The 14,735-nt window shown below is 61.1% G+C and carries 15 protein-coding genes; 5 read left to right on the top strand and 10 right to left on the bottom strand.

Annotated elements, in window-relative coordinates:
• Nucleotides 1–216: 216 nt before the first annotated feature.
• Nucleotides 217–639 carry a CHAD domain-containing protein gene (locus N2601_RS13630; protein WP_245463895.1) on the bottom strand — a complete coding sequence of 141 codons (423 nt, stop codon included), beginning with the start codon at nt 637–639 and terminating at the stop codon, nt 217–219.
• A 14-nt stretch (nt 640–653) separates the two neighbouring features.
• Nucleotides 654–1,139 (bottom strand): CYTH domain-containing protein, encoded by a 486-nt coding sequence (locus N2601_RS13625; protein WP_104825212.1) that lies wholly within the window; start codon nt 1,137–1,139, stop codon nt 654–656.
• A 160-nt stretch (nt 1,140–1,299) separates the two neighbouring features.
• Between N2601_RS13625 and N2601_RS13620 the strand changes: the two genes are divergently transcribed.
• The 3 genes from N2601_RS13620 (at nt 1,300) to N2601_RS13610 (ending at nt 3,138) form a co-directional block, all read left to right on the top strand.
• Nucleotides 1,300–1,938: a 2-dehydro-3-deoxy-phosphogluconate aldolase gene (locus N2601_RS13620; protein WP_104824316.1), complete on the top strand. Its 639-nt coding sequence runs from the start codon at nt 1,300–1,302 to the stop codon at nt 1,936–1,938.
• Nucleotides 1,939–2,122: 184 nt separating this feature from the next.
• On the top strand, nt 2,123–2,830 hold the full coding sequence (locus N2601_RS13615) for a tellurite resistance TerB family protein (protein ID WP_104824315.1): 708 nt from the start codon (nt 2,123–2,125) through the stop codon (nt 2,828–2,830).
• 92 nt (nt 2,831–2,922) lie between these two features.
• Nucleotides 2,923–3,138 (top strand): hypothetical protein, encoded by a 216-nt coding sequence (locus tag N2601_RS13610; RefSeq protein ID WP_199773488.1) that lies wholly within the window; start codon nt 2,923–2,925, stop codon nt 3,136–3,138.
• A 9-nt stretch (nt 3,139–3,147) separates the two neighbouring features.
• Here N2601_RS13610 and N2601_RS13605 read toward each other — a convergent pair whose 3' ends face one another.
• The 3 genes from N2601_RS13605 to N2601_RS13595 form a co-directional block, all read right to left on the bottom strand.
• A complete protein-coding gene (locus tag N2601_RS13605; protein WP_104824313.1) occupies nt 3,148–4,260 on the bottom strand; it encodes a nickel/cobalt transporter in 1,113 nt (370 codons plus the stop codon).
• Nucleotides 4,254–4,910, bottom strand: a complete 657-nt coding sequence (locus tag N2601_RS13600; protein WP_199773487.1) for a DUF1007 family protein — start codon at nt 4,908–4,910, stop codon at nt 4,254–4,256. The genes N2601_RS13605 and N2601_RS13600 overlap by 7 nt, the downstream gene beginning before the upstream one ends.
• 90 nt (nt 4,911–5,000) lie before the next feature.
• The gene (locus tag N2601_RS13595; protein ID WP_104824311.1) at nt 5,001–5,894 is read right to left on the bottom strand and encodes a LysR family transcriptional regulator; all 894 of its coding nucleotides are present in this window, start codon (nt 5,892–5,894) and stop codon (nt 5,001–5,003) included.
• Between the two features lie 530 nt (nt 5,895–6,424).
• On the opposite strand from N2601_RS13595, the gene odc2 reads away from it, so the two are divergent.
• Together odc2 and N2601_RS13585 are read left to right on the top strand one after the other, a co-directional pair.
• On the top strand, nt 6,425–7,558 hold the full coding sequence (gene odc2 / locus N2601_RS13590) for an ornithine/lysine decarboxylase (protein ID WP_104824310.1): 1,134 nt from the start codon (nt 6,425–6,427) through the stop codon (nt 7,556–7,558).
• Between the two features lie 113 nt (nt 7,559–7,671).
• Nucleotides 7,672–8,262, top strand: coding sequence for a GNAT family N-acetyltransferase (locus N2601_RS13585; RefSeq protein ID WP_104824309.1), 591 nt, complete (start codon nt 7,672–7,674; stop codon nt 8,260–8,262).
• A 40-nt stretch (nt 8,263–8,302) separates the two neighbouring features.
• Here N2601_RS13585 and N2601_RS13580 read toward each other — a convergent pair whose 3' ends face one another.
• The 5 genes from N2601_RS13580 to N2601_RS13560 all read right to left on the bottom strand — a co-directional run bounded on the left by N2601_RS13580 (nt 8,303) and on the right by N2601_RS13560 (nt 14,693).
• Complete coding sequence (locus N2601_RS13580) at nt 8,303–9,682, bottom strand: cytochrome-c peroxidase (protein WP_104824308.1); 1,380 nt, start codon at nt 9,680–9,682, stop codon at nt 8,303–8,305.
• A 22-nt stretch (nt 9,683–9,704) separates the two neighbouring features.
• On the bottom strand, nt 9,705–11,330 hold the full coding sequence (locus N2601_RS13575; RefSeq protein WP_104824307.1) for a phospholipase C: 1,626 nt from the start codon (nt 11,328–11,330) through the stop codon (nt 9,705–9,707).
• A 447-nt stretch (nt 11,331–11,777) separates the two neighbouring features.
• Nucleotides 11,778–12,593 (bottom strand): serine O-acetyltransferase, encoded by an 816-nt coding sequence (gene cysE, locus N2601_RS13570; RefSeq protein WP_104824306.1) that lies wholly within the window; start codon nt 12,591–12,593, stop codon nt 11,778–11,780.
• Between the two features lie 16 nt (nt 12,594–12,609).
• Nucleotides 12,610–13,599: a WD40 repeat domain-containing protein gene (locus N2601_RS13565; RefSeq protein WP_104824305.1), complete on the bottom strand. Its 990-nt coding sequence runs from the start codon at nt 13,597–13,599 to the stop codon at nt 12,610–12,612.
• On the bottom strand, nt 13,599–14,693 hold the full coding sequence (locus N2601_RS13560; RefSeq protein WP_104824304.1) for a CobW family GTP-binding protein: 1,095 nt from the start codon (nt 14,691–14,693) through the stop codon (nt 13,599–13,601). The genes N2601_RS13565 and N2601_RS13560 overlap by 1 nt, the downstream gene beginning before the upstream one ends.
• Nucleotides 14,694–14,735: the final 42 nt, after the last annotated feature.

The raw sequence follows: 14,735 nt of genomic DNA, 5'->3' as shown, positions 1-14,735 counted from the left end.
GTCGAAACGTTGGCACGATGCTGAAAAGTAACAAGTACGTTACAGTTAATGAGACGTAATCGCTGTTGCGTCGGACGGCTTTCGACTGGGAGCGATCGGCGACAATCGCTACCGAGCGCGAGAAATTGCTTGCCTGTCCTGGGCGGACGGAATTGGTTTCCTCAATCCCCCGCTTCCAGCCAAAGCCGTCTGATCGTCCGCGCTTCCCGCTTCGGCTTATCCGAAAAAAATCCAGCGTGCTTTGGTCAGTGCTTCCTGGCGGGCGCTTTGCTGGCGAGAGATGATTGCCTCCAGCAGGCGGGCGCGGTCGTCGCTGCCGTTGAAGAGATGCGGCTCGCGATCGGTGACCTCGGATAGTATCGACAGATCGAGATAGCGGCCGAGCACATCGACCAGCGCCTTGGCTTCGAGCTGTTTTGCATGCATGGCTGCCGGCCAGATGTCGCGCAGCAGCGCATGATGCATCCAGCAATCCTGGCTGCGTTTGCGCAGCTCGTGAAACTGGTCGGTATGAGCTTCGGCATGGCATTCTGAGAGTGCCCTCGTCGCCTTACGACCGGTCTTGCGCCAGCTATTTTGAAAGATACGCGCGGTCTGGCGCCGGCCGCTGCCGAAGGAGGCGGCTTTCAGCGCTTCCAATGCTTCGCGGCAGGTCAGGCCGAATGCGATAACTCATCGTATTCCTGTTCGAATTGCGTCGCGAGCGCCTGGTTAGAGTAGCGGTATTCGCCGGTCACCTCGCGGCCAATCCAGTCCGGCAATTCCGGATCGTCGCTTTCGTCTTCCATCTCGACTTCGGCGATCACCAGGCCGCGATGCATGCCGCGAAAAACGTCGACTTCCCAGACGAAGCCTTTGAAGGGAACCTTGTAGCGGATCTTTTCTATGACCAGACCGATGGCATTGCCGAGCAGCTCTTCGGCATCGGCGACGGGGATTTCATATTCGAATTCATCCCGGATCATCGCCTTGCCGATCTTCATCGTCAGGGTCGCGACCGTGTGGTTCGTCAGGCGAACGCGAACGGAACGATCGTCCATCGAGGCGACATAGGCCTGCCGTAGGGTGAGTTTCTCGGAAACGAGGTCTCGCCAATGATCGCCACGGACCAGAAACTTTCGCTCGATCTCTTTTGCCATATGCTCGACATGCTCCGCCCGCATCCCATTTAAATAGACTAACGTAACTTATCGGCATTTCCTACCCGTTGTATTCAAACTTAGCTTTTGTCTCGACAAGGACCCTCGGGAAGGCTATTCGGAAACCGGATTTCAATCGTTTTAAGGGAGCACGCCGACCATGGGCGAGAAAACCGAAAAGCTTCTTTCCATCCTGAAACTGCAGCCTGTCGTCCCCGTCCTCATCGTGGAAGATGCGAAGTCGGCCGTTCCGCTCGCCCGCGCGCTTGTCGCCGGCGGCTTGAAGGCGATCGAGATTACGCTGCGGACCGCCGGTGCACTGGATGCCGTTCGGGCCGTCGCCGAGGAAGTCGAAGGCGCCGAAGTGGGCGCCGGTACGATCCTGAATGTCGCGCAGTGGGAAGCTGCCGTCGAGGCCGGCTCCAAATTCATCGTCAGCCCCGGCACCACGCAGGAACTTCTTGATGTGGCCCGCACCTCCCACGTTCCGCTGCTGCCGGGTGCGGCGACGGCGAGCGAAGTCATGGCGTTGCGTGAGGAAGGCTACAAGGTGCTGAAGTTCTTCCCGGCCGAACAGGCTGGCGGCGCTGCCTATCTGAAGGCACTGTCTTCGCCGCTGGCCGGCACGCTGTTCTGCCCGACCGGCGGCATTTCGCTGAAGAACGCCCATGATTACCTGTCGCTGCCGAACGTCATCTGTGTCGGCGGCTCCTGGGTTGCGCCGAAGGAACTGGTCGCGGCCGGCGATTGGGCCGGGATCACCAAGCTCGCCGCCGAAGCCGCCGCGCTGAAGGGCTGAGCCTTCCTGAAAAGTCGATTAAAGGGCGTGCATGGCTTCATGCGCGCCCTTTTTGCTTTTCAGCGGATTTGTATTTGCGGTCCTACCTTCCTATCTCCCTCTCGCAATTTCGTTTGCGCATGATCTCGTCCCAAAACCGCTGCGTACTGGGATCATGCTTCACAAAGGACGGAGGACCATCCACATGATCGACGCCCGCAAGCTTCTGGACCAGTTCCTCGGATCGCAAGTTCCGGGAATGCAGGGAAGCGTGAGAGACAAGGCGAGCGAGGCCATCAATCTCGCCAGGGACAATCCGCTGGCGACCAGCGCCATCGCCGGCGTGCTGCTGGGCACGAAGACTGGCCGCGACATTGCCGGCAACGTACTGACGCTCGGTGGTCTCGCCGCCATCGCCGGGCTCGGCTATCAGGCCTACAAGAACTATCAGGCCGGCAATGCACCACAGCCGGCGCCGCAGCCTGCCCAGCAGGCGGAGCCGCAATTTCTGCCGCCGCCTTCCAATTCCGGCTTCAGCACTGCGCCGGCGATTGCCAGCAATGATTTTGCACTTTCGCTGGTCCGCGCCATGATCGCCGCGGCTCGCGCCGATGGGCATATCGACGATGCCGAGCGGCAGCATATTCTCGGCAAGGTGCACGAAGCGGGCGTCGGTGCTGAAGCGGAAGCCTTTTTCGAGCGCGAGCTTGCCAATCCCGTCGATCTCGACGCCATCGTCGCATCGGCGCAAACGGAAGAGCAGCGCGTGCAGGTCTACGCTGCGTCGCGCCTGGCGATCGAGCCGGATTCGCGGGCGGAGCGCGGCTATCTCGATCTTCTCGCCGGCCGGCTCGGTCTCCCCGACGCGCTGGTCGATCACATCGAAGCGACGGTCGTGAGCGCCAAGGTCTGATCGTTGCCAGGAAAGGGCCGGTTGCCTTTCGCGGGCGGCTGGCCTAAGCCTTCGCCGGAAAGTAAGCAGCAGTGCGCGGAGGATTGGCCATTTTGACGGATAAGAAAAGCGAAACCCGCTCCACGGCGATCGCCGCCGCCATTATCCTGCTGGCCGCCATGGTGCTGCTGTACCTGATGCCGGATATCATCCTCCGGCTCGGCGATGTTTCGCCATGGCTCGGCACCGGCTTCGGCGTCCTCGTCATCCTTGCGTTCTTCCTGGTCTTCTGGCTGAGAGCCCGCTACCAGAGGCGCAACAGCCGGTAGTCCGCAGCGTCAAGTCTGCAGCGATGCGCCGAGCAGAACGATGCCGGTGCAGATGACCAGCAGCGCGCCAAGAATCTCAATGCCATTGCCGACCCACATCGAGAGCCTCGAGCCGCGACCGGTGAAGTGCACGGCGGTGCCCTTGGCGAAGACAGCGATGATGGCGAGCAGCGACACGGTCAGCGCCGTGCCGACCGACATGGCGATGACGGATAGCAAGCCGCCGAGATAGAGCCCGTTCAGCATCGAGAAGGTCATGACCAGCAGGGCGCCGGAACAGGGGCGCAAGCCGACGGTGATGATCGCCGACCAGGCCTCGCGGACACTGAAATTTTCATTCGACAGCATTTTCGGATCCGGCAGATGCGAATGGCCGCAGGTCTCGCAGACCATGCCATTGCCCGCATCATGCGTCGGATCGTCACAATTATAGCGGTTGCCCGTCTGCGGCGCTGCGCGGAAGTGCGATAGCCTTTGGGCGGGAGCGGAGCCGTTCGGAGCATCTTCGAATAGCGACATGCTGATCGGGCCGACCGATGTCGCGAGCTGCACTTCCTGGCGCTGTGGCCGGGCCTGGATCATCGAGCGCAGCTTGCGGAACAGCAGCCAGCCGCCAAAGATGATCACCATCACGAAGCTGGTGATCTCCATCGCATTGGTGGCCATCGTCATGGTGATGCCCGAGCCGCGCAGCACGAAATAAGCGGCACCGACGACGAGGACGGCGACGAGGCCCTGGATGAAGGCCGAAATGAACGAGATGATGATGCCGCGCTTCAGCTCGATCTCGTTGGCGACCATGTAGGAGGAGATGACGGCCTTGCCGTGGCCGGGGCCGGCGGCATGGAAGATGCCGTAGGCGAAGGAGAGGCCGATCAGCGTCCAGAGCTGCCAAGGGTCCTGGCGCATGGCCTCGATGGATTTGGTGAGCGCCCGATAGAAGGCCTGCTGCTCGTAATTCACATAGAGAAAGATCGGCGCCAGCGGCCCTCCGACCGGCTGGAAGCTCGGCTCCGCCGTGCCGATACCGAGCGGCGATCCGGTGGCGTGGGCGAGGCTTGCCATCGCTAGGAAGGCGAGGGCCATAGCCGGAAGCAACCGCGCTATCCGGAACGTCAGCATTGAACGTCTAACCGCGTTGCGAAGAGCTTCGACATGGTCGTTCCCGTCGGATCGTTGAAGAAGGCATCCGTCAAAGTCGACTTGTTTTCGGCGATGACCTCGTCCGGATTGGGGCGCACGACCTTTTGCGTGCAGCCTTTGAAGCCATCGCCCTCTGTCACCAGCTCATTGTCGCTGGGGAAATCGATCGAGGTATAGAGTGTAGGATCGTAGATGCCGAAGCTCAGCTTGTTGCCCTTGAGCGGCATCGGTTCGGACGGCTTGACGGCAAAGAACATCAGGAGCTGGCCGTCCCTGTAGTCGACATTGATGATGTCGGGCTTGTTCACCTTGATGGCTTTGCCGTTCAGCGTCAGGTTTGTGTAGTAGTCGTAGTCGGCGAGCGAATCGCGCACCGTTTTGCCGACTTCCTTGAGCTCGTCCGGATCGAGCTTCAGATTGGTGTTCTTGTCGAAATCCATCAGCACCGAGGAGGAGAAGACCTCGTCGAAGCGCCAGACATTGCGTAGCTCCTGCACGGCGCCGTCGGAGCCCGCCAGCACTTCCAGCCGCGCTTCCACGAAGATATGCGGATGCGCCGATGCCGCAACAGGCGCGAGCATCAGACCTCCGGCGAGGGCTGCAATAGAGATAGGCGTGGATTTTCTCATGCGTCCGATGTGCTTCGCGAGCATTGATTCACCTCGACTTCTGGTCAGGAAATGAGACGGAATTGGGACCGGTTGGCAGAGCTGAAGGGCTCAGCCGTGCTTGCGGAACCAGCTATGGAGGTAGTCGACGAAGATGCGCACCTTGGCCGGGAGATAACGACGGTGCGGATAGACAGCATAAATGCCGCGATCGGTCGGAAGATAATCGTTGAACAGCGTCAGCAACTGCCCGCTTTCGATCGCCTTGCGGCCGATGAAGTCCGGCACGACGGCAATGCCCAAGCTTGCCAAAGCCGCGCGCAGCGTCGCATGCGGGCTATTGACTTCGAGCGTGCCATTGATCGCGACATTAAAGGTCGAGCTGTCGGCATCGACGAAGCGAACATTGCCCTGTGAGCGATTGTTGGTGTCGATAATGAAAGGCACACGCGCAAGATCGCTCGGATGCTCCAGCGTCGGATAACGATCGAGGAATTCCTGGGTTGCACAAAGATGAACGCGGAAATCCGAGATCTTGCGGGCGATCATGCCGGAATCCTCAAGCTTGGTGACGCGCACTGCAACGTCGAAGCCTTCCTCGATCAGATCGACGAATCGATCTTCGGCGGCGATCTCCAGCGCGAGATCGGGGTTCTCCCTGGCGAAGTCGATCAGCGATTGCCCGACATCGGCGTCGACAAAGGTACGCGGCACGGAAACACGAAGCCGCCCTTTAAGCTGCTGATTGTTCTCGCGCACGAGATCGGCGAGATTGTCGATTTCTTTCAATATGTCGGAAGCGGTGCGGTAATAGGTGTGGCCGGCCTCGGTCATCGAGAATTGCCGGGTGGTGCGATTGAGCAGAAGCGCGCCAAGCTCATCCTCGAGCTCTCGGACATATTTGGAGAGCAGCGCCTTGGAGCGTCCGGTTTTCCTGGCGGCCGCGGAGAAACCTTCTGCTTCGACCACGTCGATGAAGGCGCGAATCCGGGTCAAAGTGTCCATGGCGAAGCCCTCGTTAACTGTCGCAAGTTATTGAACAAAATGCGCCGATTTGTTCAATTATTTTTTTCGGGCATAGGCGAAAAAAATTCTTGATTATGTCGGCGAATATTCCTATTTCGGGTTCAGCCCAAAGTCGCACGTGCCCGTGGGTGTCCGCCGATCCTCGATGTGGTGAGAAAATCGGTAAGGTACTTGGAATTAACCCCTCCAGTCGCTATTCCGGCCAACCGGAAAATGCGAGGACATCTGAAGCAACGACGGTGCGGGCCTTTTTGTTCTCTCCCGGCTTTCCATCAGCCGGGGTTACTGAAGAGGCACACCTTCATTGCCGGAAGTGCGGTTGGGATTATCCCTCCAATCCATGGCAGACAAAGCGAATTAGCGCCGCTTGCGGCACTCGTTCATCATCCGCGCTTCGCGCATTTGCACGGTTCCGGGGTCTCCACCGGCTGGTACCTGAGCGAATGAGCGTCGCCCTTTGTCCTCTGGGTCTTTTTCCCGGAGCTTTTGGAATTGAAAAGGGAATTGACATGACCACGCAACGTATTCGCGACTTTCTCGCTACCCGACGTCCGGACGGTCCCTGCCTGGTGGTTGATCTCGATGTCGTCCGCGACAATTTTCACGCCTTCCGTCATGCCATGCCGGACAGCGCCATCTATTACGCCGTCAAGGCCAACCCGGCTCCGGAAGTGCTGCGCCTGCTGGCAAGCCTCGGCTCCAACTTCGATTGCGCGTCCGTCGCTGAAATCGAAATGGCGCTCGACGCCGGTGCGACCCCTGCCCGCATCTCCTTCGGCAACACGATCAAGAAGGAACGCGATATCGCCCGTGCGCATGCACTCGGCATCAACCTCTTTGCCGTCGATAGCCACGAGGAAGTCGAGAAGATTTCCCGTGCCGCTCCCGGCGCTCGTGTGTTCTGCCGCGTCCTGACGGATGGTGAAGGCGCCGAATGGCCGCTGTCGCGCAAGTTCGGCTGCGTTCCGCAGATGGCTGTCGACGTTCTCGTCTATGCCCATCAGCTCGGTCTGGCATCCTACGGCGTGTCGTTCCACGTCGGCTCGCAGATGACCAAGGTCGATGCCTGGGATGCGGCTCTCGCCGATGCCAAGCGCGTCTTCGTCTCGCTCGCCAAGCAGGGCATTCACCTGCAGATGGTCAACATGGGCGGCGGTTTCCCGACCAAGTACCTGCGTGACGTTCCGTCGGCGGAAGCATACGGCAAGGCGATCTTTGCGGCTCTGCGCGCCCATTTCGGCAACCAGATCCCGCACACCATCATCGAGCCGGGCCGCGGCATGGTCGGCAATGCCGGCGTGATCAAGGCTGAAGTCGTCCTGATTTCGAAGAAGTCGGACAACGATGCCGCTCGCTGGGTCTTCCTCGACATCGGCAAATTCGGTGGTCTCGCCGAAACCATGGACGAGGCGATCCGCTATCCGATCCGCACCGAGCGCGACGCCGACGAGATGGAAGCCTGCATCATTGCCGGTCCGACCTGCGATTCGGCCGACGTGCTCTACGAGAAGAACCTCTATCCGCTGCCCGTGACGCTCACGATCGGCGACGAGGTCCTGATTGAAGGCACGGGCGCCTATACGACGACCTACTCGGCTGTAGCGTTCAACGGCTTCGACCCGCTGAAGGCCTACATCATCTAAGATCCCGTAAGGATCTAAACTCCGACAAAGCCGCCCCCGTAGCCAGCCGGGGCGGCACCCTCACAATAGTTTGTCACCACCGCTGATAACGGTATTGGGCACGGGAGGCCGGTATGGCCGCTGTTCTTGATTCTGTGCGCGCATTCTTTGCGCCGTCCACCTTCACCCTCGACCTGGAAAACGCAGGCGATGTCGTCGCGCGCGAAAATCTGCTTGATCGCGTCATGGGCGCCGATCGCCGCAAGAAGTCGTCCGAAAAGCTTCGCCGTGGCCGCGTTCCGGCCGAGGGCCTGGCGCTTGTCGCCCGCGATCGCGCCGGCCATGTCATCGGCACCGTTCGCCTGTGGAACGTCGAAGCTGGCGTCGATCGTGAGACCCGCCCGGTCGATGCGCTGCTGCTCGGCCCGCTGGCGGTCGATGGCGCCCACGAAGGCAAGGGTGTCGGCTCGGCGCTGATGCGTGCCGCCATCCTCGAAGCCAAGAAGCGCGGCCATGGCGCTGTCCTGCTCGTCGGCGATGCACCCTATTACGAGCGTTTCGGCTTCTTCGCCGAAAAGGCGCGCCATCTGGTCATGCCTGGCCCATTCCAGCGCGACCGTTTCCTCGCGCTGGAACTCAAGGATGGTTGGCTGGGCAGTGCCGTCGGCATGATCGTCGCCAGCGGCCGCAAGCTGGCCCAGCCGCCGGTCGCCAAGGCGGCCTGAGGTTTCAAATCCGCCTTCGCCCGTTCGGGCGGAGGCGTTTCTATTTGGCCGCCTTCACCCCATCCTTAGCCGGGTCGTAACCATCAGTCAGCGTCTTCAGAAACGCAACGACATCGGCGATTTCCGTATCGTTCAGAGCCGGCGCATCGCCTAGCTTGCGGTTCATCGGCGCGTCGATGACGTCGATATTGGCCTGATATTGCGCCGGAAGATCGTTGTATTTCTGTGCCTTCCCGCCGGCGTCCTTCGGGTAGATCTCGTCGGGATTGGTGTCCCGCTTGACATAGAAGCGGGTGACGTCCTCCAGCGAGCGGTAGACGCCATTGTGGAAGAAGACATGGCGGCTGGCGACATTGCGTAGCGTCGGTGTCTTGAACAGTCCGCAATTCTGCGGCTGGGCGGAATAAGTGTCGTTGCGTAGCGGGCCGCAGATGCCGGTGTCGTAATAATGCGCGTCGGCATTGGCTGGAATGTCCGGATTGCGCGGTGCGCCAAGCGCCTCGAATTCGAAATCGGTGAAGTTCGGCATCTGGCCGTCTCCCGTCATCTTGTCGAGATGGCAAGAGGCGCAGTTACCCTTGTTGGGATCATCGAACAGTTTCAGCCCGCGCATTTCGGCGTCTGATAACATCGCCTTGCCGCGCAGATAATAGTCGTATTTGCTCGAATAGGGATGGAAGGAGGGCTCTTCGATCTGGTAGCGGGCGAGCGCAAAACCGGCTTCGGCGATCGTCATATCCTGATCGTTGAGGACATTGTTGCCGAAGAGGGCGCCGATGTCCTTGCCGTAACCCTGTTTCAGCTCGGCATAGACAGCGGCTGCATCGGCATTGGCCATCTCGAAGGGCGAGATCATCGGCTGCAGCGCTTGTTCCTCCAGCGAGTCGACACGGCCGTCCCAGAACATGCCGCCTTGCGGCACCAGATCGGGCGCGTTCGAATTGGCTTTGACGACGGCCTGTGCGGTCAGTGGCCCCGCGACCGTCGCCGGGGTGTTTGCAAGCGCCACGCCGGAGGCTTCGGTCATTGGGGCTGCCTCGGCCGCCTCGTCGGCAGCACTTTCCGCGCCGACGGAGAAGGAAGGCGTCGACATCTTATAGGCGAGGCTCGGCACTGCGCGGATGCCCGGCTGATCGAAATGCGGGCCACCGAGCTGCACGGCGCGGTCATTGGCCGGTGCGTAGTGATTGGCGGGATCGTGGCAGGTGGCGCAGGACATCTGGCCGCCGCCTGACAGTGAGGGATCGTAGAACAGCTTCCGGCCGAGCTGCGCGACGGCGCTCAGCGAAGCCGTGTCGTCACGGGTATTTGCCGCGACGGCATTGGCGGCGGGTTCGCTTGCCAAGCCGATGGTCGCCCCCGCGAGCGAGATGCTCGCGAGTGCGATCAGGGGAAGGAAATGGTGCTTCTTCAAGGACATTGTCCATCCCCTTATTTTCAGCTTAGGAAGCGCTATTGCCGGTCTTTGTGTCGAGGATCAGCTTCTGTGCATCGCCCTTCGACCAGTCGAACATGTTGTTCAGCGAGCCGGAAATGGCATCGAACGAGCCGCCACCGAGACGTTCGCCGCCCATCCAGTTGTCTTCGATGAAGCGCATGACGGAGGTCTGGTCGGTCAAAGTATGGTCGACGAAGTTGACCTTGGAGTAGGGCGAGATAACCAACAGCGGCTGGCGCGTGCCGTAGCCACAACGGCCCTGGGCCGGCTGGCCGTTGACGCCCGGCAGCGGCGTGCCGGTCGAGCAGCCATCTCCGTTCAGCACGTCATAACCCTTGACGCCAAGCTTCGATGGATTGACGACGGCGTGGGCATGGTCATACCAGCCGTCGGAATCGTCGTAGAGGACGATGATAGCGGTGTCTTTCCAGTCCGGCGAATTCTGAACGGTGTTGACCACCTGGGTGACGAACTCCTGCTCGTCGAGCGGATCAGAATAGCCGGCATGGCCGTCCTGATATGCCGGCGCCTTCAGGAAGCTGACGATCGGCATGTTGCCGTTCTTCAGGGCCGCGTAGAAGTCCGTCACATCATACTGGTGGTTGGCTGCGTCGGTGGTGCCGATTGCAGCGACCGAGGACGGGCGCGCATGCGTCGGGTTGGCGGTCGAGGCGTAGTACTGGAACGGCTGGTGATGCGGGATATAGTCAGCGCTGTTGACCTGGGTGACGGTTGAGGTCGTCGCACGCTTGCAGCCCGTCGTGCCGTCTGGGTTCGTCTGCGTCAGGTCGAAGCCGCCTTCGAAGAAGCCCCAGGTGATGTTGTGTTCGTTCAGCATGTCGCCAATGTTCTTGCCGTACATCAGCCCTGTCTGGCCGACCGAGCAGACATCGCCGGTCGGATCGAAGTCGCTGATGACGGTCCAGCCGCCATTGCCGTCGGGCACGATGCGGCCCTTGGAATAGGTGCCGTCCTTCTCCAGCGCATAGCCGGGCGGCAGGATGGCGCCGTTGGTCTGGCCGGAGATGAGGTTCAGCGCGCCGGGGGTCGACGGGCCGAAATTGGTGGAGAAGGAATTGTCGTTCAGGGCATAGTGCTGAGCGTAGTTCCAGAGCGCCGTGACGGTGTTGCCGTCATAATAGCCCATGACCTGGCCCTTGGTGCCGAAAGCGCCGGCAGCACCCTTGGTGCCCCTGCCGGTATTGGCCGGGAAAAGGTCCATGGCGAAGTTGTTGTAGGCCGCCTGCTCGGCGGTGTAGCCGTGGTTCTGCGATTGGGTCGCTGCCTGCGTGCGGTCGAGGCGGAACGGGGCGGCCGCATCGGCTCCGTTTGCCGCGTTGGTCTTATTCGGATTGCTGTCGAGAAGACCGGCATTGGCCAGCGTGTTGATATCGGTCGGCGTGTTGTCGGCGGCCTTGAATGCCGGCTCACCGTCGACGTTTGCGGCCTTGGGGTAGGTCGCGAAATAGTGGTCGAAGGAGACGTTTTCCTGGAAGACGACGACCAGATGCTTGATCGGCGTCGCGGTATTCGTCGGCGCCTTGTCGGCGGCACCGGCGGTGGAACAGAGCGAAATCAGAGTAAGCGCGCTGCCGGCGGCAAGGGCAGCGCGACGCGAAAGACAGATCATTGCCATATCCTCTCGAGTGGGGGCTTTGCCCCGACGCTTAAGGTGCGCCGCGCCGAGGCGGAAGGAACCATGCCGGGCTAGCAAGCGCATATGACAGTTCCGTGAAGGGGGCGGCGGGAGAGGGAGGCGTTGCCCATGAAGGACGTAACTAAAGGGTTGTTTTTGCTGACATGAAAAAGGAGGTCGCGGACAGGTGTTGCGGATGCCCGTATCCTGCTACCTTATGTCACGGCTGACATTGATGCGATCCACCCGCCCCCGCCCTTCGAGGGTCGCTTCGCTCCCGCCTCAGGGTGAGGGCTGATCTTTTGGCTCCGGCCGCAACGGGCTATCGTTCGGTCTCTACTTTACTGTGACGACGAGCCCACTCCGCCTCATCCTGAGGCGCGTAGCCCGTCGGGCGCAGCCTCGAAGGACGAGGCGGCCACTGACGTTCAGGGACTAAAGCTAGATATTCTGATCCATCGTCTCGGCCGGTATCTCATCGGCGCGATGGATGCGAACGACGGTCGCGGGAACGCCGGCGACGGTGCAGTGGGCCGGTACCGGCTTTACCACGACGCTACCGGCCGCGACCTTGCTGAAGGCGCCGACTTCGATGTTGCCGAGGATCTTTGCGCCGGCGCCGATCATCACGCCATGGCGGATTTTCGGGTGCCGGTCGCCGGTTTCCTTGCCGGTGCCGCCGAGCGTGACGTTCTGCAGGATCGAGACTTCATCCTCGATAACGGCAGTCTCGCCGATGACAATGCCGGAGCCGTGATCGAGCATGATGGACGAGCCGATCCTCGCCGCCGGATGAATATCCGGGCCGAAGACGAGCGAGGCCAGGTTGGAAAGCCAACTGGCGATTTCCGGCCGGCCCTCCGTCCAGAGGGCGTGGGCGATGCGGTGGGTCTGAAGGGCGTGGAAGCCCTTGAGATTCAGGAGCGCATGCAGATAGGTCGTACAGGCGGGATCGCGGGTGCGGACCGCGACGAGATCGGCCTCCGTCGCCTGGAGGATTGCGGCATGCCGCGTCAGCACATCATGAAACAGGGCGAAAAGAGCGTCGGTTTCGATGCCGGCGACGGAAAGCCGGGCGACCAGGACATTGGCGAGGCTTTCGGCATCCGACTGCGTCGCGATGATCTGCGCTGCGAGCAGCGGGCGCAAGGTCGGCTCGCGGCCGGCGAGGTCGGCCGCTTCATGGCGGATTACGTCCCAGACGCTGCCGGCTGCGGCAGGGGAATGTCCGGCGATTGCCGTTCCTGTCTGGGACATAACCATATCTTTCTGATCAAGCGGAAACGTCAACCACGCCGCAATCGCCGGTTTCGGAGGCAAAGGCGAGCAGCTTGCCGGATTTGCTCCAGCTCATCGAGGTGATCGCACCTTTGCCTGGACGGCGCAAGAGCGCTTCCTTGGAGTCGCCAATGCGCACCGCCAGGATCATGCCATCAATGAAGCCGATCGCCAGGATGTCTTCCACCGGATGAAACTTGACCGAGGTCGCCATGATGTTGCCGCGTGTGCCGAGTTCCAGCGGCGCTTTGCCCATCGGGCCATCCTTGCCCTGAAACGGCCAGACGATCGCCGCCGGTGCGCCGGAGGAGGCAAGCCACTTGCCTTTGTTGGACCAGGAGAGCGATTTCACCTTGGCGGGATAGCCGGTCATGCGCATGTGCCTGGCCTCGGCGCCGGGCTTCGTATCCATCTTCCAGCCGTGCAAGGCGTTTTCCTGCATGGTGGTGACGACAAACTGACCGTCGGGCGAGAAGGTGACCCCGGTATGGGCGCCCTTCCATTCGAGATTGATCGGCTGCCCTGCCATCCCGACCCAATGCAGCGACACGCCGTTATAGCGCGCGACCGCGATGCGCAGGCCCTTCGGCGCGAAGGCGATGCCTTCGACGGTGCGCTCCTCGGCAAATTCCTTGATCGAGCCGTCTGCCAGCCGCACGAAGCTGCTTTTCCCGTAGGCATAAGCAACCGCGCCCTGCGGGCCGGCGGCGAGCTGGGTGATCCATTTGCGCGGCGCCTCGGCAAGCACGGTAACGCCGCCGTCAGCGGCAATCCGGAGAACCTTCCCGTCCTCGCCGCCGGAAATCAAGCTGTCGTTGTAGGGATCGCGAACGCAGGTGAGCATGCCCTGATGGGCTTCGGTCACCTTCTCGCCGCCTTCCAGCCGATGAATCGCGCCGGCAGCACTGGCGAAGAAGGGGGTATCACCTAAAAATTCGACGGCCAGAACGTGGCCGTCGATATCAAGCGGAGCAACAGTCGGCATCAGGCGGCCGCCTCGCAGGCCTTGAAGCTCTTTTCCAGCTTTTCGCGGTCGAGTTCGCGGCCGATAAAGACCAAGCGGCTCTCATGCTTTTCGCCGTCTTTCCAGGGGCGCTGGTGATCGCCCTCGATGATCATGTGGACGCCCTGGACGACGTAGCGCTCAGCGTCGCCCTTGAAGGCAATGATGCCCTTGAGGCGCAGAATGTTCGGGCCGTCGGTCTGCGTGACCTTCTGGATCCACGGGAAGAAGCGCTCCGGATTCATCTCGCCGCCACGCAGCGAGACCGACTGCACCGTTACGTCATGAATGGCCGACAGGCTATGGTGATGGTGGTCGTGATCATGATCATGGTGGTGATGGTCGTGATCATGATCATGATTATGGTCATGATGGTGGTGATCGCAATCCGGGCCGCAGACATGATCTTCATGGCCGTGCTCGAGGAAATGCGGATCGTTTTCCAAGGCGCGCTCGAGGTTGAAAGCACCCTGGTTCAGAACGCGGGCGAGATCGACGCCGGAGCGGGTGGTCTTGTAGACGCGGGCGGCAGGATTGATGGCGCGGACGATATCTTCGATCTGAGCCAGCTCTTCCGCAGAGACGAGATCGGACTTGTTGATGACGACGACGTCGGCGAAGGCGATCTGGTCTTCGGCTTCGCGGCTGTCCTTCAGTCGCAGCGGCAGGTGCTTGGCATCGACGAGCGCGACGACGGCGTCGAGTTCGGTCTTGGCGCGGACATCGTCATCCATGAAGAAGGTCTGCGCGACGGGAACCGGATCGGCGAGGCCGGTGGTCTCGACGATAATGCCGTCGAAGCGGCCCGGACGGCGCATCAGACCTTCGACGACGCGGATGAGGTCGCCGCGCACCGTGCAGCAAACGCAGCCATTGTTCATCTCATAGATTTCCTCGTCCGATTCGACGATCAGATCGTTGTCGATGCCGATCTCGCCGAACTCATTGACGATGACTGCGTATTTCTTGCCGTGGTTTTCGGAGAGGATACGGTTCAGCAGCGTCGTCTTGCCGGCGCCGAGGTAGCCGGTGAGAACGGTGACGGGAATGGGCTTCTGCGTGGCTGTTTCGGTCATGGGAGCCTCGAAATATCGGAGTTTTCTCCGGAGAGCGGAAAA

The organism is Rhizobium sp. CB3060 (genome assembly GCF_025200735.1).
GTDB lineage: Bacteria > Pseudomonadota > Alphaproteobacteria > Rhizobiales > Rhizobiaceae > Rhizobium.
Note: the sequence above shows the minus strand (reverse complement) of the source record. Positions and strands in the feature narration are given on the sequence as shown.

Bases quoted from the DNA above. Each gene is read 5' to 3' on its own strand.
- N2601_RS13625 (WP_104825212.1), bottom strand. From the start codon at position 1,139: ATGGCAAAAGAGATCGAGCGAAAGTTTCTGGTCCGTGGCGATCATTGG.
- N2601_RS13620 (WP_104824316.1), top strand. From the start codon at position 1,300: ATGGGCGAGAAAACCGAAAAGCTTCTTTCCATCCTGAAACTGCAGCCT.
- N2601_RS13615 (WP_104824315.1), top strand. From the start codon at position 2,123: ATGATCGACGCCCGCAAGCTTCTGGACCAGTTCCTCGGATCGCAAGTT.
- N2601_RS13605 (WP_104824313.1), bottom strand. From the start codon at position 4,260: ATGCTGACGTTCCGGATAGCGCGGTTGCTTCCGGCTATGGCCCTCGCC.
- N2601_RS13600 (WP_199773487.1), bottom strand. From the start codon at position 4,910: ATGAGAAAATCCACGCCTATCTCTATTGCAGCCCTCGCCGGAGGTCTG.
- N2601_RS13595 (WP_104824311.1), bottom strand. From the start codon at position 5,894: ATGGACACTTTGACCCGGATTCGCGCCTTCATCGACGTGGTCGAAGCA.
- odc2 (WP_104824310.1), top strand. From the start codon at position 6,425: ATGACCACGCAACGTATTCGCGACTTTCTCGCTACCCGACGTCCGGAC.
- N2601_RS13585 (WP_104824309.1), top strand. From the start codon at position 7,672: ATGGCCGCTGTTCTTGATTCTGTGCGCGCATTCTTTGCGCCGTCCACC.
- N2601_RS13580 (WP_104824308.1), bottom strand. From the start codon at position 9,682: ATGTCCTTGAAGAAGCACCATTTCCTTCCCCTGATCGCACTCGCGAGC.
- N2601_RS13575 (WP_104824307.1), bottom strand. From the start codon at position 11,330: ATGATCTGTCTTTCGCGTCGCGCTGCCCTTGCCGCCGGCAGCGCGCTT.
- cysE (WP_104824306.1), bottom strand. From the start codon at position 12,593: ATGTCCCAGACAGGAACGGCAATCGCCGGACATTCCCCTGCCGCAGCC.
- N2601_RS13565 (WP_104824305.1), bottom strand. From the start codon at position 13,599: ATGCCGACTGTTGCTCCGCTTGATATCGACGGCCACGTTCTGGCCGTC.
- N2601_RS13560 (WP_104824304.1), bottom strand. From the start codon at position 14,693: ATGACCGAAACAGCCACGCAGAAGCCCATTCCCGTCACCGTTCTCACC.